Raw genomic sequence first — 21,963 nt, 5'->3', positions numbered from 1 at the left:
GTCATGCCCAACCCACTTGATATTGCAGTCCGCCAGAAATCGCGCGTGCTGGAAATCGCCTACGACGACGGCAGCAGTTTTGCCATCCCGTTCGAACTGATGCGCGTGTATTCGCCCTCCGCCGAGGTGAAGGGCCACGGCCCGGGCCAGGAAGTGCTCCAGCTGGGCAAGCGCGAAGTCGGCATCACCGGCGTGGAGCCGGTCGGGAACTACGCCATCAAGCCCCTGTTCGACGATGGCCACGGCAGCGGCATCTTCACCTGGGACTACCTCTACAAACTGGGCAGCGAGGGGGCCTCGCTATGGCAGCAGTACCTCGACCGCCTGCACGCCGCCGGTTTCGCTGGCGACAGCGGCCGCGAGCCGGGCACCGAGCTGCCTGGCGCCGCGCCGAAATCGGGCTGCGGGCATCACCACTGACCGGTAGGGTGGGCGGCTTTGCCGCCCACGCGTTCAACCAGATCCAGATCTGCTGATGCGGCTGATCTTCTGCTGACTATCACCGCGTGGGCGGAAACCCGCCTACCCTACAACTGCGAAAGCAGGTTCTCCGCACACTTACGCACTTCCTCACGCAGTTCTGGCGGCCGCCGTATCTCGAACTCGAAGGACAGGCTCGCCAGCTGGCGCGCAAACCAGGCGATATCGTCCGACTGGTTGTGCATCAAGACACCGTCGGCCGTCTGCTCGAACACCCCCATCGTGTCGAAGAACTGCGCCTGAGCGCGCTCCAGGCTCGTCTTGAGCAGCACCTCGACCGTCCAGGCGCGCGACAGGGTGGCCACCGAGCGCACCAGGTAGCCCAGCGCATCGAACTCCGCGGGCCGTTCGAAACCTTCTTCCAGCGATTCCATCGCCTGGATGCGGTCGAGCCGGAACGAGCGCACGTCGCACCGCAGGTGGCACCAGCCCACCGCATACCAGCAGCCGTCGTGGAAGGCCAGGCCATAGGTATCGACCGCGCGTTCCGACGGCGTACCCGCCGCATCCACATAGCTCAGGCGCACGCGCCGGCCCGCGCGCGCCGCCACCGACAGCACGGCGAGCGCCGCGTGGCCCGTCGCGGTATTCGCGCGGCGCAGGCCGAGCTGCACGGTCTCGTCGATCGCACGCACGCGCTGGCGCAGCCTGGCCGGCATGGTGCGTTCCAGCTTGGACTGGGCCCCGGCAATGGCCGGCGCCGCCCGGTCCAGCCCCAGGCTGCGCGCGGCCAGCAAGCCGACCGACAGCGCCAGCGCCTCGTCGTCGCTGAACATCATCGGCGGCAGCTTGAAGCCGGCCACCAGCGCATAGCCGCCGGCGCGCCCGCGTTCCGCGGTGACCGGAATGCCCATCTCTTCCAGCGTGGCGACGTAGCGCCGCACGGTGCGCGTGTCGACCTCGAGCCGGGCAGCGATTTCCGCGCCGCTGACCTGGCCGTGCGCCTGCAGCAGTTCGAGCACGGCCAGCACCCGCGTCATCGGTTTGGTCATGTCAGTCCCTCGAAATAATCAGGGCCGATTATGTCCTGATTCGGCCGTATCGTGCACTCCTGTCATCGATACGAAAGGAAAAACAATGGCTGACTTTGCCAACCTGGGGCTGTTCTTCTTGGTGGTGTTCGGCGTGATCGCGCTGCCGGGCCTGGACATGGCCTTCGTCATGGCCAGCTCACTGCGCGGTGGGAACGGCGCGGGCCTGGCCGCCGTGAGCGGCATCATGCTGGGCGGCGTCTTCCATACCGTCATGGGCGTGCTCGGGGTGGCGGCGATCCTGGCCGTCTGGCCGCCGCTATTCAATGCACTGCTGCTGGCCGGAGCCGTGTACATCGCCTGGATCGGCTGGAACCTGTTGTGCACGCGCGAAGGCGTCTCCCTGCCGGCGGCGGGCGCGGCGCGGCGTGGACGCTCGGTGTTCTTGCAGGGGATGCTGACCTGCCTGCTGAACCCCAAGGCCTACGTATTCATGCTCGCGATCTTCCCGCAGTTCCTGCGTCCCGAGCGCGGCGGGCTGTGGGCGCAGGCGGCGGCGCTCGGTCTGATCATCGCCTTCACCCAGGCGGCCGTGTACGGCGCGGTGGCTCTTGGCGCGCTGGGTGCGCAGCGCTGGATGACCGGGAATCCGCAAGCCGGACTGGCGGCGGCGCGCGCGGTCGGCGCGCTGCTGGTGGGCGCGGCCCTGCTGACGGTGCTGCAGGGCTGGGCATAAAGGAAAGGCGCTGTCACCACTACGTGTAGAAATTGAACTGTTGAGCTGAGTGGATGTCCAACCTGGGTCAAACGACCAGGAGGGACGATGAAGTCCGAAGGCTTTCGCCGCTTGCTGCGCCAGGTCGCTTCGATACGAGATGAGCGCTAGTCTCGTGGGCTCGGATGTGTGTATAAGAGACAGCGACCACGGTCGGCGTCGCCACCGCCGAACAGATGAATATCCCGGTCAACATCGACGCCCTCGGCACGGTCACGGCGGCGGCGACCGCCACCGTGCGGCCCCAGGTCTCGGGCGTGCTGCAGAAGATCCTGTTCACCGAGGGCCAGCTGGTCAAGCAGGGCCAGGTGCTGGCAACCGTCGATGCGCGCCCCTTCGAGATGGCGCTGCTGCAGGCGCAGGGCCAGCGCCAGCGCGACCAGGCCCAGCTCGAGAACGCGCGCCTGCTGCTCGGCCGCTACCGTACCCTGCTGGAGCAGGAATCGATCGCGCGCCAGGACGTCGACACCCAGGCGGCGCTGGTCAAGCAGCTGGAGGGCACGGTGATGACCGACCGCGCCGCCGAGGGCATCGCCCGGCTGAACGTGGGATACGCCCAGGTGCGCGCGCCGATCTCCGGCCGCGTCGGCCTGCGCACGGTCGATATCGGCAACCTGGTGAGTACCGGCGACGCCAACGGTGTGGCGGTGATCACCCAGCTGTCGCCGATCGACGTCGAATTCACGGTACCGCAGGACCAGGTGCCGGCGCTGCAGCAGCGCATCGCGCAAGGCGCCAAGCTGCCGGCGACGGCGCTGGACCGCACCCGCACCGACACCCTCGCGCAAGGCAGCTTCATCGCGCTCGACAACCAGGTCGACGTCCAGACCGGCACCGTGCGCGCCAAGGCGCGCTTCACCAACCAGGACAACAAGCTGTTCCCGAGCCAGTTCGTCAACCTGCGCCTGGTGCTCAATACGATCGAGAACGCGGTGGTGGTGCCGGTGACGGCGCTGCGCCACGGCGCCAACGGCGACTTCGTGTACGTGCTCAATGCCAAGGACAAGACGGTGTCGCAGCGCGCCGTGACGCGCGGCCAGTCGACCGTGGACAAGGTGCAGATCGCCACCGGCCTGAAGGTGGGCGAACAGGTGATCACCGAAGGCGCGGACCGCCTTCGCGACGGCGCCAAGGTGACCTTGCCGGGCGACCGTCCGCAAGGCGCCGGCGGACAGCGCGGCGCAGGGCAGGGCGAAGGCCGCCGCCAGCGCCAGGGAGCGCAGCAATGAGTAGCGGTACCCACGCTCGCGGAGCCGGCTAATGAGTCCATCGGCGCCATTTATCAAGCGTCCGGTCGCCACGGCGCTGCTGATGCTGGCCATCGTGCTGGCCGGCCTGGTCGGCTACCGCTTTCTGCCGCTGTCGGCGCTGCCGCAGGTGGACTTCCCGACCATCCAGGTGCAGACCCTGTACCCGGGCGCCAGTCCGGAAGTCATGGCGCGCACCGTCACCGCACCGCTGGAGCGCCAGTTCGGCCAGATGTCGGGCCTGACCCGCATGAGTTCCACCAGTGCGGCCGGGGTCTCGGTGGTCACGCTGCAGTTCGGCCTCGGCCAAACGCTCGACGTCGCCGAGCAGGAAGTGCAGGCCGCGATCAACGCGGGCGGCTCGCTGCTGCCGACCGACCTGCCGGCGCCGCCGGTCTACGCCAAGGTGAACCCGGCCGACGCGCCGGTGCTGACCCTGGCGATCACCTCCGACACCTTGCCGCTCACCGAGGTGCAGAACCTGGTCAATACCCGCCTGGCGCTGAAGATCAGCCAGGTCTCGGGTGTGGGCCTGGTGAGCCTGTCCGGCGGCCAGCGCCCCGCGGTGCGCATCCAGGCCGATACCGAGGCACTGGCCTCCTACGGCCTGGGCCTGGACACCCTGCGCAGCGCGATCACCGCGGCCAACGCCAACAGCGCCAAGGGTAACTTCGACGGCCCGACCCGTTCGTACGCGATCAACGCCAACGACCAGCTGGTGACGGTCCCCGATTACAAGAACCTGATCGTCTCCTACCGCAATGGGGCGCCGGTGCGCCTCTCCGAGGTAGCCAAGGTGGTGGACAGCGCCGAGAACGTGCGCATCGGCGCCTGGGCCAACCTGAAACCGGCCATCATCCTGAATGTGCAGCGCCAGCCCGGCGCCAACGTGATCGCCACCGTGGACGCCATCAAGGAGCGCCTGCCCGAGCTGCAGGCCGGTTTGCCCAGCTCGGTGCGCATGGACGTGCTGAGCGACCGCACCGCCGGCATCCGCGCCTCGGTCCACCACGTGCAGATGGAACTGGTGCTGGCCGTGGTGCTGGTGGTGCTGGTGATCTTCGCCTTCCTGCACAGCCTGCGCGCCACCGTGATTGCCAGCCTGGCGGTGCCGATCTCGCTGATCGGCACCTTCGGCATCATGTACCTGATGGGCTACAGCCTGAACAACCTCTCGCTGATGGCCTTGACCATCGCCACCGGTTTCGTGGTGGACGATGCGATCGTTATGATCGAAAACATCGCGCGCTACATCGAAGAGGGCGAAAAGCCCATGGCGGCGGCGCTCAAGGGCGCGACCCAGATCGGCTTCACCATCATTTCGCTGACCGTCTCCCTGATCGCGGTCCTGATCCCGCTGCTGTTCATGGGCGACGTGGTGGGACGCCTGTTCCGCGAATTCGCGGTGACCCTCGCCGTGACCATCCTGATCTCGGGCGTGGTGTCCCTGACCCTGGTGCCGATGATGTCGGCGCGCTGGCTCAAGAGCCATGAAGAAGAACGTCCCAGCCGTTTCGCCCAAAAGACCCAGGCCTTTTTCGACCGCGTGATCCAGCGCTACGACGTGGCGCTGGGCTGGGTGCTGGCGCGCCAGGGCCTGACCCTGCTGGTGGCGCTCGGCACCCTCGTGCTGACGGCGCTGCTGTGGGTGATCATCCCGAAAGGCCTGTTCCCGACCCAGGACACCGGCCAGCTGCAGGCACGCCTGCAGACGCGCCAGTCGATCTCCTACGCCGACATGTCGCGGCTCCAGCAGGCTGCCGCCGCCGAAATCCTGAAAGACCCTGCTGTGGCCTCCTTGAGTTCCTACGTCGGCGTGGATGCGGCCAACAACACCATGCTCCATGCCGGCACCATGCTGATCAACCTGAAGCGGGAAGGGCGCGAGGACCAGGACGAGATCATGGCGCGCCTGCGCAACCGCGTGGCGAACGTGGCGGGCGTGACCATGTTCCTGCAGCCGACTCAGGATCTCACCATCGACGCCGAAAGCGGCCCGACCCAGTACCGGGTGTCGATCGAGGGCGCTGACAGCGCCACGGTGAACGAGTGGGCCAGGAAGCTGGTCGCCCAGATGGGCACCAAGAAAGAGCTGCGCACCGTCACCACGGATGCCGGCGCGGTCGGGGCCGCGGCCTACATCGACATCGACCGCGACACGGCTTCGCGCCTGAACATCACGGCCGCCTCGATCGACGACGCGCTCTACAGCGCCTTCGGCCAGCGCATCGTCTCGACCATCTTCACCGAGACCAACCAGTACCGCGTGATCCTGGAGGCCCAGCAGGACGAAGCGATGTCGCCGGCGACCCTGAACCGCCTGCAGCTGCGCACCGGTTCCGGCCAGCCGACGCCGCTGTCGGCGGTGGCCACCATCCGCGAAGCCGAGGCGCCGCTGCAGATCACCCACGTGGCCCAGTACCCGGCCACTACCATCGGCTTCGACACCGCCGACGGCGTCAAGCTCGGCACCGCGGTCGATGCGATCCGCGAGGCGGCCGAGGAAATCAAGCTGCCGAACGCGGTGACCATGACCTTCATCGGCGCTTCCGGCGCCTACCAGGCCTCGCTGTCGAACCAGCTGTGGCTGATCCTGGCGGCCGTGGTCTGCGTGTATATCGTGCTGGGCGTGCTGTACGAGAGCTACGTACATCCCTTGACCATCCTGTCTACGCTGCCTTCGGCCGGCGTCGGCGCGCTGCTGGCGCTGTGGGTGACCGGGCAAGGCCTGGGGGTGATCGGCATCATCGGCATCATCCTCCTGATCGGCATCGTCAAGAAGAACGCGATCATGATGATCGACTTCGCCATCGAGGCCGAGCGCGACGGGGGCAAGGAGCCGCTGGAGGCGATCCGCCAGGCAGCGCTGCTGCGCTTCCGCCCGATCCTGATGACGACGCTCGCCGCGCTGTTTGCCGCCGTTCCGCTGATGCTGGGCTGGGGCGAGGGCGCCGAACTGCGCCGCCCGCTGGGCCTGGCCATCTTCGGCGGCCTGATCGTCAGCCAGCTGCTGACCCTGTTCACCACGCCGGTGATCTACCTCGCCTTCGATCGCCTGGCGCGCCGCAGGACCGGTAAAGCGCCGAACAAGCCGGAGCGGGTGGGCGCATGAACCTGTCGCGTCCCTTCGTCGAACGCCCGATCGCGACCGTCCTCCTGACGCTGGGCCTGGCGCTGGCCGGCATCGCGGCCTTCTTCGTGCTGCCGGTGTCGCCGCTGCCGCAGGTGGACTATCCGACCATTTCGGTGTCGGCCTCGCTCCCCGGCGCCAGCCCGGAGACCATGGCTTCCAGCGTCGCCACGCCCTTGGAGCGGCGCCTGGGCGTGATCGCGGGCGTCAACGAGATGACGTCAAACAGCAGCAACGGCTCGACCCGGGTCAGCCTGCAGTTCGACCTGAACCGCAAGATCGACTCCGCCGCGCGCGAAGTGCAGGCGGCGATCAATGCCGCGCGCGCCGACCTGCCGGCCACCTTGCGCAGCAACCCGACCTACCGCAAGGCCAACCCGTCGGATGCGCCGGTGATCATCCTGGCGCTCACCTCCAGGACCCGCTCGCCCGGCCAGATCTACGAGTCGGTCTCGAACCTGGTCCAGCAGCGCCTGGCGCAGGTGAAGGGCGTGGGCGAGGTCGAGATCGGCGGCGGTTCGCTGCCGGCGGTGCGGGTCGAGCTGCTGCCCTATGCGCTGAACAAATACGGCCTGTCGAGCGAGGACGTGCGCGCCGCGATCCAGGCCACCAATGCGAACCGCCCGAAAGGCGCGATCGAAGGCGCCGGCAACCGCTTCCAGATCTACTCGCAGCCGACCACCGCCAAGGGCGAGGGCCGGCCGCAGGCCAGCGAATACCGCGACCTGGTGGTGGCCTGGCGCGACGGCGGGGCGATCCGCCTGCGCGACGTGGCCGACGTGATCGACGGCGTCGAGAACGTCAATACCCTGGGCTTGTTCAACGGCCAGCCGGCAGTGATCGTGCTGGTGACGCGCCAGCCGGACGCCAACGTCATCGAAACCGTGGATGGCGTGCGCGCGCTGCTGCCGTCGCTGCAGGCCCAGCTGCCGGGCGACGTTACCCTGCAGGTAGCGTCCGACCGCACCACCTCGATCCGCAGCTCGCTGCACGAGATCGAGTTCACCCTGGTGCTGTCGATCCTGCTGGTCGTGCTGGTGGTGAGCGTGTTCCTGCGCAGCCTGCGCGCGACCATCATCCCCGCGGCCGCAACGGTGGTGTCGCTGCTGGGTACTTTCGGCGTCATGTACCTGCTGGGCTTCAGCCTGAACAACCTGTCGCTGATGGCGCTCACGGTGGCCACCGGCTTCGTGGTGGACGACGCCATCGTGGTCCTGGAAAACACGGCGCGCCACATCGAATCGGGCATGGACCGCATGAAGGCGGCCCTGCTGGGCGCGCGCGAAGTCGGCTTCACCGTCCTGTCGATCTCGCTGTCGCTGGTGGCGGTGTTCATTCCGCTGCTGTTCATGGGCGGGCAGGTGGGCCGCCTGTTCCGCGAGTTCGCGGTGACGCTGTCGGCGGCCGTCATGATTTCGCTGGTGATCTCGCTCACCACCACGCCGATGATGTGCGCCTGGCTGCTGCGCCGGGAGGACAAGGAGAAGAAGCCGGGGCGCCTCGCACGCTGGTCCGAAAAGGGCTTCGGCAAGGTGCTGCGCGGCTACGAGCACTCGCTCGACTGGGCGCTCGACAGCAAGCTCTTGGTGATGCTCATCCTGGCGTTTGTCGTCGGCCTGAACGTCTACCTGTTCGCGGCCGCGCCGAAAGGCTTCTTCCCGCAGCAGGACACCGGCCAGCTCAATGGCGGCATCCGCGCCGACCAGAGCATCTCCTTCCAGGCCATGCAGGGCAAACTGCGCCAGCTGGTGAACATCATCAAGCGCGACCCGGCGGTCGACACGGTAGTCGCATTTACCGGCGGCGGACGGGCCGGCGGCGGCTTCATGTTCATCAACCTGAAACCGGTCAGCGAACGTGCCGAGGGCGATACCGGCCAGGCCGTGATCGCGCGCCTGCGTCCGCGGCTGGCGCGCGTGACCGGGGTGTCGATCTTCCTGAACCCGGTGCAGGACCTGCGCATGGGCGGACGCTCCAGCAACTCCACTTACCAGTACACCCTCAAGAGCGACAACGCGACCGACCTGAAGCAGTGGGCCACGCGCCTGTCGGAAGCCATGAAGCGCCAGCCGGCCCTGGTGGACGTCGATACCGACCAGGCCGAGAACGGCGTCGAAACCTTCGTCACCATCGACAAGGACACCGCCTCGCGCCTGGGCATCAGCACGCGCGACGTCGACAATGCCCTGTACAACAACTTCGGCCAGCGCCAGGTGGCGAACATCTACGATGAGCTGAACCAGTACCACGTGATCATGGGCGTGGCCCAGCGCTACGCACAGTCGCCGGAAGCCCTGCGCGACGTCTACGTGCCGGCGCGCGGGGGTGGCGGATCGGGCGCGTCGAGCAGCACGGGGACGGGCACGACGAGCGCCGGCGCTGGCGCTGGCACCACCACGCAGTCCGGTTCCACTACCCAGTCTGCGACCGGCACGCCATCCACGCCATCCAACCTGACGGCCGCGCGCGACCCGTCCAGCGGTTCGGCCCTGTCGTCCAGCGCCACCACGATGGTGCCGCTGATGGCCATCGCCAGCTTCGCGGAAAGCGCGACGCCGACCTCGGTCAACCACCAGGACGGCGAACTGGCGACCACGGTGTCCTTCAACCTGGCCGAGGGCTACAACCTGGAAGACGGCCAGAACGCGGTGAAGCAGGCCGAGGCCGAGATCGGCATGCCGACCAATGTGCGCGGCAGCTTCCAGGGCACGGCGCGCGCGGCGCAGGAGTCGAACAAGGAACAGCCGATGCTGATCCTTGCCGCCATCATCGTCATCTACATCGTGCTCGGCATCCTGTACGAAAGCCTGGTCCATCCGGTGACGGTATTGTCCACGCTGCCTTCGGCCGGCGTCGGCGCGGTGCTGGCGCTGCTGCTGTTCCGGATGGAGTTTTCCATCATTGCGCTGATCGGGGTCTTCCTGCTCATCGGTATCGTGAAGAAGAACGCGATCCTGATCATCGACTTCGCCCTCGAGGCCGAGCGCGCGCGCGGCCTGTCTGCGGTGGAAGCGGTACGCGAAGCCTGCATCCTGCGCTTCCGCCCGATCCTGATGACCACCCTGGCCGCCGCCCTCGGCGCGCTGCCGCTCGCGATCGGCTTCGGCGAAGGCTCGGAGCTGCGCCGTCCGCTCGGCATCGCCATCATCGGCGGCCTGATCGCCAGCCAGCTCCTGACCCTGCTCACCACGCCGGTGGTCTACGTCCTGCTCGACAAGCTGCGCACCAAGAAGGCCGACGAGCACGAGCTGACCCGCCACGCCGACCACGACGAACCGATTCCCGCAAAATGATGAAGCCCATGCGTACCCTGACCATCCATCGCCTGACCACCATCGCCCTTGCCGCCAGCCTGCTTGCGGGTTGCGCCGTCGGTCCCGCCTACCAGCGCCCGTCGACGCCCGAGCCCTTGGCCTTCAAGGAGGCGCAGGGCTGGGTGCCGGCGGCGCCCGCCGATGCCCTCGAGCGCGGGCCCTGGTGGCAGCTGTTCCAGGATCCGGTGCTGAACGATCTGGCGGCCAGTGTCGAGGTCTCGAACCAGAACGTGGCGGTGGCGGTCGCCAACTACGCGCAGGCGCGCGCCCTGGTCCAGCAGCAGCGCGCCGCGCTGTTCCCGACCGTGAACCTGAACCTGAGCGGCGACCGTTCCGGCGTGCGCGGCCAGGGCGCCGACAATGCCTACCGCCTCAACCTGGGCGGCAGCTGGGAGCCGGACGTGTGGGGCCGCCTGCGCGCCGGCGTCACCAGTGCCCAGGCCGGCCTTGAAGCCACCGCCGCCGACCTGGCCAGCGCGCGTCTGTCGGCCCAGGGCGAGCTCGCGGCCAACTACTTCACCATCCGCGCCCTCGACGCCCAGCGCGCGCTGCTGGATCGCACCATCACCGGCTACGAGCGCGAGCTGCAGATCACCCAGAACCGCTTCAACGTCGGCATCATCGCGCGCACCGACGTGCTGCAGTCCGAGACACAGCTGGCCAACGCCCGCAACGATGCCTTGTCCCTGGCGCGCCAGCGCGCCCAGTTCGAGCACGCCATCGCGGTCCTGGTCGGCAAGGCGCCGGCCGAATTCACGCTGGCGCCGCTATCCGACTGGCGCATGACGGTGCCGGCGGTGCCAGTGGGCGTGCCGTCCACGTTGCTGCAGCGCCGTCCGGACATCGCCGCGGCGGAACGCGACGTCGCCGCCGCCAACGCGGAAATCGGCATCGCACGCGCGGCCTACTTCCCGAACATCGGCCTCTCGGCCTCGCTGGGCACCGGCGGCAGCCGGGTAGGGGACCTGTTCTCGGCCTCGAACGCGACCTGGTCCTTCGGCCTGTCGGCGGCGCAGGCGATCTTCAATGCCGGCGCCACCCGCGCCAGCGTGGCCGGCGCCGAGGCCCGTCACCAGGCGGCGGTCGCGCGCTACCGCCAGACGGTACTGAGCGCTTTTGCCGACGTCGAAGACCAGCTGACCGCCGTGCGCGTGCTGGAGCAGCAACAGGAACTGCGCCGCGTGGCCTCCGAGGCCGCCGACCGGGTGGAACAGCAGATCCTGAACCGCTACCGCGCCGGCCAGGTCAGCTATTCGGAGGTGGTGCAGGCCCAGGCCACGGCGCTGAGCGCGCGCCGTTCGCTGGTGCAGGTGCAGGCGGATCGCCAGGCCGCGGCGGTGGCGCTGATCCAGTCGCTGGGCGGCGGCTGGCATGTCGGCCAGGAACAAGGATGAGCTGTCGGGAAATTTGACAGTCGGTCACTCGGATGTGACAACGAAGCAGCTAACTTATTGATTTTCCTCAATGCGCTTTTCCTGGCATCCATTTTGCATAGCCCATGGCGTTACAACTAAAACTAGGGGAATGCCATGAAATCGCTGCTTCGTTCCGCCGTCGTTCTCGCCCTGCTCGGCGCAGGCGCCGCCCAGGCTGCCACCGTCACCGTCACCAGCGTGTCGAACGCGCCGACCCTCAACAGTTGGTACCTGACCAACTATCGCGACGTCTCGACCGGCTACACCTCGACAACCTTCGCCGGCATCACCAGCGCCAACCCGCGCAGCGGCAATGGTTCGGTCGAAATGTCCTCCACCGACGCCAGCGGCAAGGCCGACTACGCCTACACCTGGGGTTTCGTGAACAACCGCACGCTGGGCAACGTCAATTCCATCGGCTTCGACTGGTTCCGCGCACCCGGCACCTCGGCTGAACACCTGGCGCCGGCCATGCGCCTGCTCTATGACGCCGACGGCAATGCCGCGACCACGGAAGACCGGGGCTACCTGATCTGGGAACAGGTCTACAACGGTACGACCCTGCAGAACCAGTGGGTGTCGAGCAGCCTGGAAAACCAGTACTTCTGGCAGCGCCAGTTCTCGCCGGGCTACACGGTCGAGGACTACGACATGACGCTGGCAAACTGGGCGTCGGGCATGGCGCCGAATGCGCAGAACGTGGCATCCTACGACCAGCTGAGCGCCTCCACCGCGATCCTGGGCATCGAGTTCGGCATCGGTTCCGGCTGGGCCGGCACCTTCCGTGGCTTCATCGACAACGCCCGCATCGGCTTCGCCGGCGAAGAAGCGACCACCTTCAACTTCGAGACCGCAGCAAGCCAGGTGCCGGAACCGGCCAGCCTGGCCCTGCTGGGCCTCGGCGCGCTCGGTTTCGCCGCGCGCCGCCGCAAGCAGAAGTAAGCGTCAAGGGCTGCCGTTCCGCAGGGCGCGGCAGCCCGTCATTACGCCAAAAAACGACCCCGACATACATATAACAATTTATACTCCCGGCTGCATTTTATTCACCTGGGGTCTACTTTGTTCAAATCGTTTGTTCTGCCTGTCGCCCTGATGGGCGTCGCGACATTCGCTGTCGCCGACGAAGGCCAATGGCAACCGCACCAGCTGCCGCAACTCAAATCCGAACTCAAACGCATCGGCATCACCATCCCGGCCGAGAAGCTGGCCGACCTGACCAAGCACCCGATGAGCGCGATCGTCTCGCTGGGCGGCTGCTCGGCGTCCTTCGTGTCCCCGAACGGCCTGATCGTCACCAACCACCACTGCGCCTACGGCGCGGTCCAGCGTAACGCGACCCCGGAAAAGAACTACATCGTCAACGGCTTCCTGGCCAAGACCCGCGCCGAGGAACTGCCGGGCGGTCCGAACACCCTGGTGTACGTGACCGAGAAGGTCGAGAACGTGACCGACCGCGTGCTCAAGGGCCTGAGCCCGAGCATGTCGGGCCGCGAACGCCACGAGCTGGTCGAGTCGCGCATCAAGGCCCTCGTGGCCGAATGCGAGCTTGATAAGTCCACGCGCTGCTCGGTGCCGGCCTTCCATCGCGGCCTCGAGTACTACCGCATCAAGCAGCTGATGATCCGCGACGTGCGCCTGGTGTACGCGCCGTCCGACCGTATCGGCAACTTCGGCGGCGACATCGACAACTACGAGTGGCCGCGCCAGACCGGCGACTTCTCCTTCCTGCGCGCCTACGTCGGTCCCGACGGCCGGCCGGCGGATCCGTCGCCGAACAACGTGCCGTACAAGTCGAAGGACTTCCTGGTGGTCTCCGCCGAAGGCCTGAAGAACGGCGATCCGATCCTGCTGGCCGGCTACCCGGGCCGCACCAGCCGCTACAAGCTGCCGTCGGAGATCCGCTTCGCGCGCGACGTCGACTTCCCGGCCAAGGTGGCGAGCATCACCGCCGACTTGTCGGTGATTTCGGCCGCCACCATGGGCAACCCGGCCTGGGACGTGCGCTACGCCAGCGTCGCCAAGAGCCTGAACAACGTGCTCAAGAAAACCCAGGGCCTGCTGGACGGCTTCGCGCGCAAGGACATCGCGGCGATCAAGGACGTGCAGGACGCCGAATTCCGCACCTGGCACAAGCAGCATGGCGGCAGCGGATCGAAGAACCTGCTGGCGGACCTGGACGGCGTGATCGCACAGGACATGGCCGCTTCGCGCCAGGAAGCCGCCTGGCTGGAAGCCACCCATAGCGACCTGCTGAAAAGCGCGCGCACCCTGTACCGCCTGGCGCTCGAGCGCCAGAAGCCGGACGCCCAGCGCGAAGCCGGCTACCAGGAACGCGACCTGTCCTTTATCAAGGCGCGCCTGACCCGCCTCGAACAGTCCTTCGTGCCGAACGTCGACGAAGCCCGCTGGGGCGCCGCACTGGCGCGCTACAGCCGCATCGACGCCAGGCTGCATCCGCAGGGCCTGGACGCGCTGCTGCCGGGGCCGAACGCGCTCAACGCCATGTACAAGTCGACCGAACTGGCCGACACCGCCAAGCGCCTGGCCTGGATCGGCAAGGATGTCGACGCCTTCCGCAAGTCGAACGACCCCTTCATCCAGCTGGCCGTGCGCCTGCACGAGACCGGGCTGGCGCTGGAGAACCGCCGCAACGAGATCGATGGCAACCTGGAACGCGTGATCCCGCAGTACATGTCCGCCGTCATCGCCTGGAAGAGGTCGCAGGGCAAGCCGGTCTACCCGGACGCCAACTCGACCCTGCGCGTGACCTACGGCACCGTGGCGCCGTATACGCCGCGCGACGGCCTGGTCAAGGGTCCGTTCACGACCGTGGAGGGCATCGTCGAGAAGGCCACCAGCAAGGATCCGTTCATCGCCCCGGCGCCGCTGCTCGAAGCGATCAAGGGCAAACGCTACGGCGTGTTCAAGGATCCGGTGCTGGGTACCGTGCCGGTGAACTTCCTGTCGAGCGCCGACACCACCGGTGGCAATTCGGGTTCGGCCGTCATGAACAAACGCGGCGAACTGGTGGGCCTGAACTTCGATTCGACCTATGAATCGATCACCAAGGACTGGTACTTCGACAGCGCCATCACGCGCGCGATCCACGTCGACATCCGCTACATGCTGTGGGTGATGAAGGAAGTCGACCGTGCCGACAACCTGCTCAAGGAAATGACGATCAAGTATCCTAAGAAGTAATCGAATGCTTGATCAAGAAGCCGCCGCCGGAGTGATCCCGCGGCGGTTTTTATTGGGCGGTTGGGAAGCGGATCTCGAAGCGCGTCTCGCCGTGGCCCGTGGAGCCGAGCGAATAACTGAAGCCGTGCCGCATCAGGACTTCGCGCACGAACATCAGGCCGATGCCCTGGCCGCCCTGCTTGGTGGTGAAGAAGGGCGTAAACAGCTGGCGCGGCGCGATTTCACCGAGCAGGTCGGCCGAATCGAGGACCGCCAGCACGGTTTCGCCATCTTGCCGTTCCAGCGTGAGCTCGACGTGGCCGCCCGCGACCCCCAGGGCCTGGCGGGCCAGCACCGCCTCGATCGCGTTCTTGACGATGTTCAGCAGCGCCGCCTCCATCAAGCCGGTGTCCAGCGGCTGCGCGGGGACCTCGTCGCAGCGGCGCCAACCGAGCCGGATGCCGGCGCGCGCGCACTGTTCGCGGTTAAGCCACAGGATGTCGTCGACGATGGCGCGCAAGTTGGCCGGGCGCAGTTCCGGCGCCGGCATCTTGACCACCCGCGTGAAGCGGTCGATGAATTCGCCCAGGCTGACGTTGCGGCGCTTGACCGCTTCGATGGCGGTGGTGAAGTCCTGGGCGTCGGCGTCCCGCAGCTGGCTGCGGTAATAGAGCAGGGAATCGAGCACCGAGCGCGTGGCTGCGACCGTGTTGTTGACCTCGTGCGCCAGCACCCGCACCAGCCGGGCGTAGGTGGCGCGCTCGGAATCCTCGAGTTCCGCCGTCAGCTCTTCCAGCATCAGGAAGTGGCGCGCGAAGCCGCGATCGAAGAACTGGCCGCGCTGGGCGCGGAAGCGCCGGCCATCGAGATCGGTCAGCATGCGGATGTCGCCGGGCGGCAGGGCGTCGAGCTGCGCGATCAGGTCGAGGCTGCGTTCGCGGCTGCGCGTGTCGAGTCCGGCGGCGAGGGGCGCGCTGCCTTCGAGCCAGGCCGCCAGCGGCTTGCCCTCGGGCTCGGCGAGGCCCAGCTGCGCCACCGCGCTGGCGTTGACCAGGCTGATGGCGCCGTCGAAATCGAAGACCAGCACCGCGTTCGGCGTCGCTTCGAGCAGGCGGTCGAGGAAGCCCTGCTGCTCGCCCACGGCCAGGCGCTCGCGGTGGAGGGCCGCCAGCATGGTGTTGAACATGCCGACCAGCTCTTCCAGTTCGGGCGAGCCGGGAGCGGCCAGGCGGTTGGCGTAGTTCTGGTCTTGCAGCAGGTCGTGGAAACGGCGCGTGTAGCCGAGCGGTTCCAGCGCGCGCCGCACCAGTGCGAAGCCGAGGACGAGGCTGGCCAGCAGCAGGGCTTCGGCGCCGACGAACAGCAGTGGCTGTTCGATCAGCAGGAAACCGGCGGCCACGAACAGCAGCAGGTGCAGGGCGAAGAGGTAGGCGCCTAGCCGCTGGCGTAGCGTCATTCCTCGGCCCCGGCGTCCGATTCCGCCAGGCCGTGCCGCTCCAGGCGGCGGTACAGCGCGGTGCGCGACAGACCGAGCGCCTTGGCCACGCGCGTGATGTTGCCGCCATGCTGGTCGAGCGCCTGTTCGATCATGCGCCGTTCGACCTGCTCCAGCGTCATCCCGTCCAGGCCGAGCTTCGGTGCGCCGCCGGCGTCGTCCAGGCTGCCGGCGGCGGCAAAGTCGTGCTGGGTGAGTTGGGACTTGCCGGCCAGGAGCAGGGTGCGTTCGAGGGTCTGCTTGAGCTGGCGGATGTTGCCCGGCCAGGGCTGCGCGCCCAGCCAGTCGAGCGCACCAGGGCTGAGCGTGACCTCGCCCAGGCCGTAGCTGTCGGCCACGCCGGCCGCGATATGGCGTGCCAGCAGGGGGATGTCGCTGCGCCGCTCGCGCAGCGGCGGCAGGCGGATCGTGATCAGGTTCAGGCGGTAGAACAGGTCTTCGCGGAAGTCGCCGCTGGCCACCAGTTCGGCCAGCTCGCGGTTGGTGGCGGACACCACGCGGATGTCGGCCTGCTCGCTGCGGCTGGCGCCGACCGGCTGGTAGCGCTGGTCCTGCAGCACGCGCAGCAGCTTGACCTGGTCGCCGCGATTGAGTTCGCCGATCTCGTCGAGGAACAGGGTGCCGCCGTCGGCGCAGGCGATGTGGCCCTTGCGGTCGCTGCGCGCGTCGGTGAAGGCGCCGCGCACGTGGCCGAACATCTCGCTCTCGAACAGGGTCGGCGTGACCGCGCCCATGTTGATCTTGACGATGGCCTGGTCCACGCGTGGGCTGTTGTGGTGGATGGCGTCGGCCACCAGCTCCTTGCCGGTGCCGCTCTCGCCCAGGATCAGCACGGGCGCCCGGGTGCGCGCCACCTGGCCGATGGTGGCCAGCACCCGCAGCAGCCTGGGATGTTCGCCGACGATTCCATGAAAGTCGAATTGACTATCGAGCGCTTTGCGGCCCGGGCCCGCGGCGTCAAGCGTGCCCAGCTCCAGCGTGGCCTGGATCAGGTCCACCAGCTGGGCGTTGTCCCAGGGCTTGGTGAAGAAGTTGGCGGCGCCGGCCTTGATGCCGGCGACCGCCAGCGCGATCGAACCCCAAGCCGTCATCAGGAGCACCGGCACGGTGGGGTACTGCTTGCGAATCTCGGCCAGCAGCGCCAGGCCTTCGGCGCCGCTGGTCTGCAGCGAGAAGTTCATGTCCTGCAGGACCAGGTCGACCGGCTCGCGGGCGAGCAGGTCGAGGGCGGCGGCGGGTCCGTCGCAGCACAGCGCGTCGAAACCGGATTGCTTGAGCAGCAGGGCCAACGAGACCTGGACCGCGCCGTCGTCGTCGACGACCAGGATGCGCGGAGGGCGGGATGCTTCCATTGTCGGTGTGTTCCTCGATCTATTCGTAATGCAGTGCGTCGCTCGGGCTCAGGCGGCTGGCGCGCCAGCCCGGATACAGGGCGCACAGCAAGGATAGCAGATAGATCGCCGCCATCGACAGGCCGGCGGCCGCCAGGAACACCATCCAGTTCAGGCTCTCTCCCAGCACCCCCGTGAGCGGCAGCTGCACCAGTAGGGCCAAGCCAAGGGCGATCGCGACGGAGCTGAGCAGGAACTGTTCTAGCACGATCTGGCGGTAGATCTGGGTCGCGCTGGCGCCGATCGCGCGGCGCAGGCCGATCTCGGGGATGCGCTGGGTGGTGTTCTGCCACAATGCGCCGAACAGGCCGAAGGCGACCATCACCAGCATGAAGGCGGCGATGATGCCAACCACCACCAGCGGCGTCACATAGCTCTTGAGCATGGTGCCGCGTTCGGCCGACAAGGGACTGATCCCGTAGGTCCAGTCGTTGTGGATCAGTTTCAGGCGGGCGTTCAGGCGCTTTTCGAAAGCGCGCTCCGTGCCGGGCGCCACCCGCAGTACGATGGTGCGGGCGTCGCGGTCGTTCTTGCCGGCCTCGAAACGGGTGAAGGCGAAGTTCACCGGCGACGACAGTTCACCCTTCGGCCGGTAGGCATCGACCACACCCACCACGCGGTAGCCGCGGGTGACGCCGGGGCCTTCGTTGGCCTCGATGCGCTGGCCGACCGCGCGCTCGCCGGGAAACATGGCCTCGGCCAGGCGGCGGTTGATGACGGCCGTGCGGTCCGCGTTGCCGTTGTCCAGCGCCGAGAACCAGCGCCCCTCGACCAACTTCAGTCCCAGCACGCGGGCGGCATCGTCGTCGGTGTCGAGCATCTCTGTTTTCACCGACTTGCCCTTGCTGCCGTCCTTGGCGGGGCGCCTCAGGTCGGTCGAGATGGTCGAGCTGGAATAGGGTCCAAAGCTGACGAAGGCCACGTCGCGCACTTCCGGCAGTTCGGCCAGGCCGCGGCGCAGGTTGTCGTACACGGCCTGCTCGAGACGGGTCTGCTGCTCGTCGCCCACGTTCAGCGTCACCGACCACAAGTCCGCGCTAGCGAAGCCGAGCGGCATCCGGTACAGCTGCGCATAGCGGATGCCAAAGGCCGCGACGCCGAACACGATCGCAAAGGCGATCAGGATCTCGAGGCTCAGCATCAGGTTCCTGGACTTGCGTCTCCAGGTCAATTTCAACAAATGGCGGAACATCAGGCAGCTCCCTTCAGGGCGTGGACGGGGTCGAGGCGCGACATCTTCCAGGCGGGCAGCACGCCGGAGACCAGGCCGAAGACGGCGGCGATCAGCATGCCCCAGCCGAATACGGCCAGGTTGATGTCGACCTCGAGGTAGGGGATCAGCTGGCTCTGTTCGAGCCAAGCCAGTACCAGGGCGGTGGCCCCCAGGGCCAGCAGGCCGCCGGCAAGGCACAGCAGCACGTTCTCGACCACCAGCTGCAGCGCCAGCTGGGCACTGGTGGCCCCGAACGCCTTGCGCACGCCGATCTCGGCGCGCCGCTCGAGGATGCGGCCGGTGTTCAGGTTGACCAGGTTCAGGGCCGGCAGCAGCATGAAGACCAGCATGGCGCTGCCGATGATGGCCAGCAGGACGCTGGCGCTCGAATCGGCGTGCTCGGTGCTGCCGATCGTCATGCGGGCGAACAGGTCCAGTTTGCTGTCGGCCCAGAAGCGGATCGTTTTCCACTGGGTCGGATCGTCGTGCACCACGCCGTTCGCGATCGTCTCGACCTGGCGCTGGATGCGCGGCAGGTCGCCTGCGCGATGGGCCAGGATCAGTGCGACAAAGGGCCCGGTCAGCTGATTGCGGTAATCCGACGAGGCCCAGGTGGTGATCGGCGCCCAGATGTCGGCGAAGGCGTTCAGGTGCATGGCGTCGCCCACCACGCCGACGATTTCGAAGGACTGGCCGCGCACGTCCAGGCGCTGGCCGATGGCAACCTGCGGCGTGCCCGGGAACAGGCGGCGCGCACTGCTCTCGTTCAGGACCGCGATGTGGCGCCCGGCCGCGTCGTCGGCGGCGGTCGGCAGGCGTCCCGCCAGGAGGCGGAAGTCGAGGATCTTCCAGTAGTCGGCGTCGGCGTGGCGCATTTGCAGCTCGCTCACGCTGTCGCCCTGGTAGACCGAAACCGCCTGCGGCATCGTGACCGCCGAAACGCGCTCGACGCCGGGCATGGGCTTGAGGTACTTGTCGATCAGCTTGTAGCCGAGCGGCGAGGTGCTGGTGCTGTCGCGCTTCGGGCTTTCCATGCGCATGGCAAAGACTTGCAGGAAGCGTTCGCTCTTGCCCTCGACGCCGGAGGGACGGAAGGCCGTCTCGAGCAGGGAGGCGACGACCATCAGCACCACCAGTGTCAGCACGATGCACAGCAGGTTAATCAGGGTGAACAGCTTGCGCCGCATGAAGACCTTCCATGCGGTCAGGAGGTAGTTACGTAGCATGGGACCCTCCTTATGCGACCAGCTGGCCGTCGAACACGCGCACGATGCGGTTGGTGCGGCGCGCTTCGCGTTCGTCGTGGGTGACCATCACCACCGTCGTGCCCTCAAGGTTCAACTTGAGCAGGATGTCCATCACTTCCTCGCCCATCTTGCTGTCCAGGTTACCGGTCGGTTCGTCGGCCAGCAGCACCTGCGGGCGGCCGACGATGGCGCGCGCAATCGCGACGCGCTGCTGCTGGCCGCCGGACAGCTGGTTGGGGTAGTGGTCCATGCGCGCGCCCAGGCCGACCTTTTCCAGCGCCTCGCGCGCCAGGCGCCGGCGCTCGCCCGCCCCCATGCTGCGGTACAGGAGCGGCAGCTCGACGTTGTCGATCACGCGCAGGTCGGGGATCAGGTGAAAGCTCTGGAAGATGAAGCCGAAGGTCTGGTTGCGCAGGCTTGCTACCTGCTTGTCGCGGTAGCGCGTGACGGGCACCCCTTCGACCTCGACGCTGCCCTGGCCGGGCCGGTCGAGCAGGCCGATGAGGTTCAGCAGGGTGCTCTTGCCGCAGCCGCTGGGCCCCATCATGGCGACGAATTCCCCCTTCTTGACGTGCAGGTCGACATCCTTCAGCGCCAGCGTCTCCACCTTGTCGGTGCGGTAGGTCTTGCTGACCTTGTTCAGTTTGATCATGACATTCCCCTTGGTTGTTCTTTCGTTCGTTAGTTCGTGATGCGGATGGTGTCCAGATTGGCGAAGGCCTTGGTGTCGGACACGATGAAGCGTTCGCCCGCACGCGCGCCCGACACGACTTCGACCAGCTTGCCATCGCTGCTGCCCAGCTGCAGGGTGGTGCGGCGCGCCACGCCGTCGGCCACCACGAAGGCGTCCTGGCGCCCGCTGCCGTTGAAGGCGGCGCCGCTGTCGAGCACCAGCGTGCCGCTCTTGTTCGCGGTGACGATGTTGACGTCGACCCGCATCTTGTTGCGCAGCAGCGGGTGGTGCGGCTCTTTCAGGTCTACCAGCAGCTTGACGGTGCCGTTCTGGATCTCGGGCAGGATGGTGTGTACGCGTCCCTCCAGGGTTTCGCCGTTCTGCTCGACCCGCACCGCCTGTCCCGGGCTAAGGGCGCGCGCGTGGAAGTCCGACAGCGTGGCTTCGACCCGGTAGTTGTTCATCTCCGAGACCCGCGCCAGCAGCTGGCCAGCGGCGACGCTGGCGCCTTCGTCCTGCACCAGCGATGTCAGCATGCCGGCGAAGGGGGCGCTCACGCGGGCCTGGGCCAGCATGCGTTCCTGCTGGGCGATCTGCTTTTGCAGGATGTCCTTCTGCAGGGTGGCCGCGGCAATGCTGGTGGCGGTCGTGCTGCGACTGTCGGCGATCAGTTCGCGCTGCTGGCGCAGCTGGATCTCGGCGCGCTTGACGGCCAGTTCTCCCGCCAGCAGGTTCTCGCCCGAGACCAGGCCACTCTGGCGCAGTTTCTGGTTACGCTCATTGAGGGCGCGGCTCGACAGCAGGTCGAGTTCCAGCAGCTCGATGCCGGCCAGGAGCTGCTTGTGCTTCTGAGCCAGTTCCAGCTTGAGGCTGACGATGCGGTTCTCCTGCTGCGCGAGCTGCTCGCGCAGCGCGTCGAGGGCGAGGCGGATGTCGCGGTCGTCCAGCTCCAGCAGAAGCTCGCCGGCCTTGACCTGCTGGCCCGGCTTCGCATGGACGCGGGCGACCCGGCTGACCACCGGGCTGGCGACGACTTCCTCGTGCACCGGGATCACCACGCCGCTGGCATTGATCGTGTTGGCGACGTCGCCGCGGCGCACCGCCGACACCACGATGTCGGACGCCGCCACGCTGGGACGCAGCGCGCGGTTGAGAAACCACGTGGCCAGCACGATCCCGGCCAGGAGCAGTACGCCGAAGAGGATGCGGGTGCGCTGGCGGCGCTGGGTGAATGCGGGGTCGAGAGCGCGGTCCATGATGCCTTGTGATGGTTGTTTCTCTTGCTATTGCAAGGGCCGTGCCAGCCCCGCTTGCCCCTGCAGTAGGGCATGGGAAGCGGGGGCGCCGCCCGGCTGCGGGCAATGGTGTCCGGATCCGGACGGTCCGGCTTGCGCATTCCGCCGCCAGTGGCCATAATCGCCTGCTGACCTTC

Annotated in this window: 14 protein-coding genes and 1 pseudogene; 8 read left to right on the top strand and 7 right to left on the bottom strand. The window is 67.4% G+C overall.

Annotated elements, in window-relative coordinates; translation table 11 throughout:
* Positions 1 to 3: 3 nt before the first annotated feature.
* Positions 4 to 420: a gamma-butyrobetaine hydroxylase-like domain-containing protein gene (locus GV068_RS12740; protein ID WP_159698086.1), complete on the top strand. Its 417-nt coding sequence runs from the start codon at positions 4 to 6 to the stop codon at positions 418 to 420.
* A 107-nt stretch (positions 421 to 527) separates the two neighbouring features.
* Here GV068_RS12740 and GV068_RS12735 read toward each other — a convergent pair whose 3' ends face one another.
* A complete protein-coding gene (locus GV068_RS12735) occupies positions 528 to 1,472 on the bottom strand; it encodes a YafY family protein (protein ID WP_159698083.1) in 945 nt (314 codons plus the stop codon).
* A gap of 85 nt (positions 1,473 to 1,557) precedes the next feature.
* Here GV068_RS12735 and GV068_RS12730 point away from each other — a divergent pair, with 85 nt between their 5' ends.
* The 7 genes and pseudogenes from GV068_RS12730 (at position 1,558) to GV068_RS12700 (ending at position 14,533) form a co-directional block, all read left to right on the top strand.
* Positions 1,558 to 2,187, top strand: coding sequence for a LysE family translocator (locus GV068_RS12730; RefSeq protein ID WP_159698080.1), 630 nt, complete (start codon positions 1,558 to 1,560; stop codon positions 2,185 to 2,187).
* A gap of 182 nt (positions 2,188 to 2,369) precedes the next feature.
* Positions 2,370 to 3,455: pseudogene (locus tag GV068_RS12725) on the top strand (efflux RND transporter periplasmic adaptor subunit); the annotation flags it as partial.
* A gap of 31 nt (positions 3,456 to 3,486) precedes the next feature.
* A complete protein-coding gene (locus GV068_RS12720) occupies positions 3,487 to 6,585 on the top strand; it encodes an efflux RND transporter permease subunit (RefSeq protein WP_159698077.1) in 3,099 nt (1,032 codons plus the stop codon).
* Entirely contained in the window at positions 6,582 to 9,896 is a 3,315-nt protein-coding gene (locus GV068_RS12715; protein ID WP_159698074.1) for an efflux RND transporter permease subunit, read from the top strand. The genes GV068_RS12720 and GV068_RS12715 overlap by 4 nt, the downstream gene beginning before the upstream one ends.
* A complete protein-coding gene (locus GV068_RS12710; protein WP_373888441.1) occupies positions 9,896 to 11,311 on the top strand; it encodes an efflux transporter outer membrane subunit in 1,416 nt (471 codons plus the stop codon). Before GV068_RS12715 ends, GV068_RS12710 begins: the two co-directional genes overlap by 1 nt.
* A 135-nt stretch (positions 11,312 to 11,446) precedes the next feature.
* Complete coding sequence (locus tag GV068_RS12705) at positions 11,447 to 12,274, top strand: PEP-CTERM sorting domain-containing protein (RefSeq protein ID WP_201303287.1); 828 nt, start codon at positions 11,447 to 11,449, stop codon at positions 12,272 to 12,274.
* Positions 12,275 to 12,391: 117 nt separating this feature from the next.
* A complete protein-coding gene (locus GV068_RS12700; RefSeq protein WP_159698068.1) occupies positions 12,392 to 14,533 on the top strand; it encodes a S46 family peptidase in 2,142 nt (713 codons plus the stop codon).
* A gap of 49 nt (positions 14,534 to 14,582) precedes the next feature.
* Here GV068_RS12700 and GV068_RS12695 read toward each other — a convergent pair whose 3' ends face one another.
* From GV068_RS12695 to GV068_RS12670, 6 genes are read right to left on the bottom strand one after another with little or no spacing between them, the layout of a single operon-like run.
* A complete protein-coding gene (locus tag GV068_RS12695; protein WP_159698065.1) occupies positions 14,583 to 15,968 on the bottom strand; it encodes a PAS domain-containing sensor histidine kinase in 1,386 nt (461 codons plus the stop codon).
* Positions 15,965 to 17,359: a sigma-54 dependent transcriptional regulator gene (locus GV068_RS12690; protein ID WP_159698062.1), complete on the bottom strand. Its 1,395-nt coding sequence runs from the start codon at positions 17,357 to 17,359 to the stop codon at positions 15,965 to 15,967. Before GV068_RS12690 ends, GV068_RS12695 begins: the two co-directional genes overlap by 4 nt.
* A gap of 19 nt (positions 17,360 to 17,378) precedes the next feature.
* The gene (locus GV068_RS12685) at positions 17,379 to 18,539 is read right to left on the bottom strand and encodes an ABC transporter permease (RefSeq protein ID WP_229464149.1); all 1,161 of its coding nucleotides are present in this window, start codon (positions 18,537 to 18,539) and stop codon (positions 17,379 to 17,381) included.
* Between the two features lie 50 nt (positions 18,540 to 18,589).
* Positions 18,590 to 19,837 (bottom strand): ABC transporter permease, encoded by a 1,248-nt coding sequence (locus GV068_RS12680; protein ID WP_159698056.1) that lies wholly within the window; start codon positions 19,835 to 19,837, stop codon positions 18,590 to 18,592.
* A gap of 10 nt (positions 19,838 to 19,847) precedes the next feature.
* Positions 19,848 to 20,510, bottom strand: coding sequence for an ABC transporter ATP-binding protein (locus tag GV068_RS12675; RefSeq protein WP_159698053.1), 663 nt, complete (start codon positions 20,508 to 20,510; stop codon positions 19,848 to 19,850).
* A gap of 29 nt (positions 20,511 to 20,539) precedes the next feature.
* Positions 20,540 to 21,787 carry an efflux RND transporter periplasmic adaptor subunit gene (locus tag GV068_RS12670; protein ID WP_159698050.1) on the bottom strand — a complete coding sequence of 416 codons (1,248 nt, stop codon included), beginning with the start codon at positions 21,785 to 21,787 and terminating at the stop codon, positions 20,540 to 20,542.
* Between the last annotated feature and the right edge of the window lie 176 nt (positions 21,788 to 21,963).

The organism is Massilia sp. 9I (genome assembly GCF_902506415.1).
Taxonomy (GTDB): Bacteria; Pseudomonadota; Gammaproteobacteria; order Burkholderiales; family Burkholderiaceae_D; genus Telluria.
This window is presented reverse-complemented; position numbering and strand designations above follow the sequence as displayed.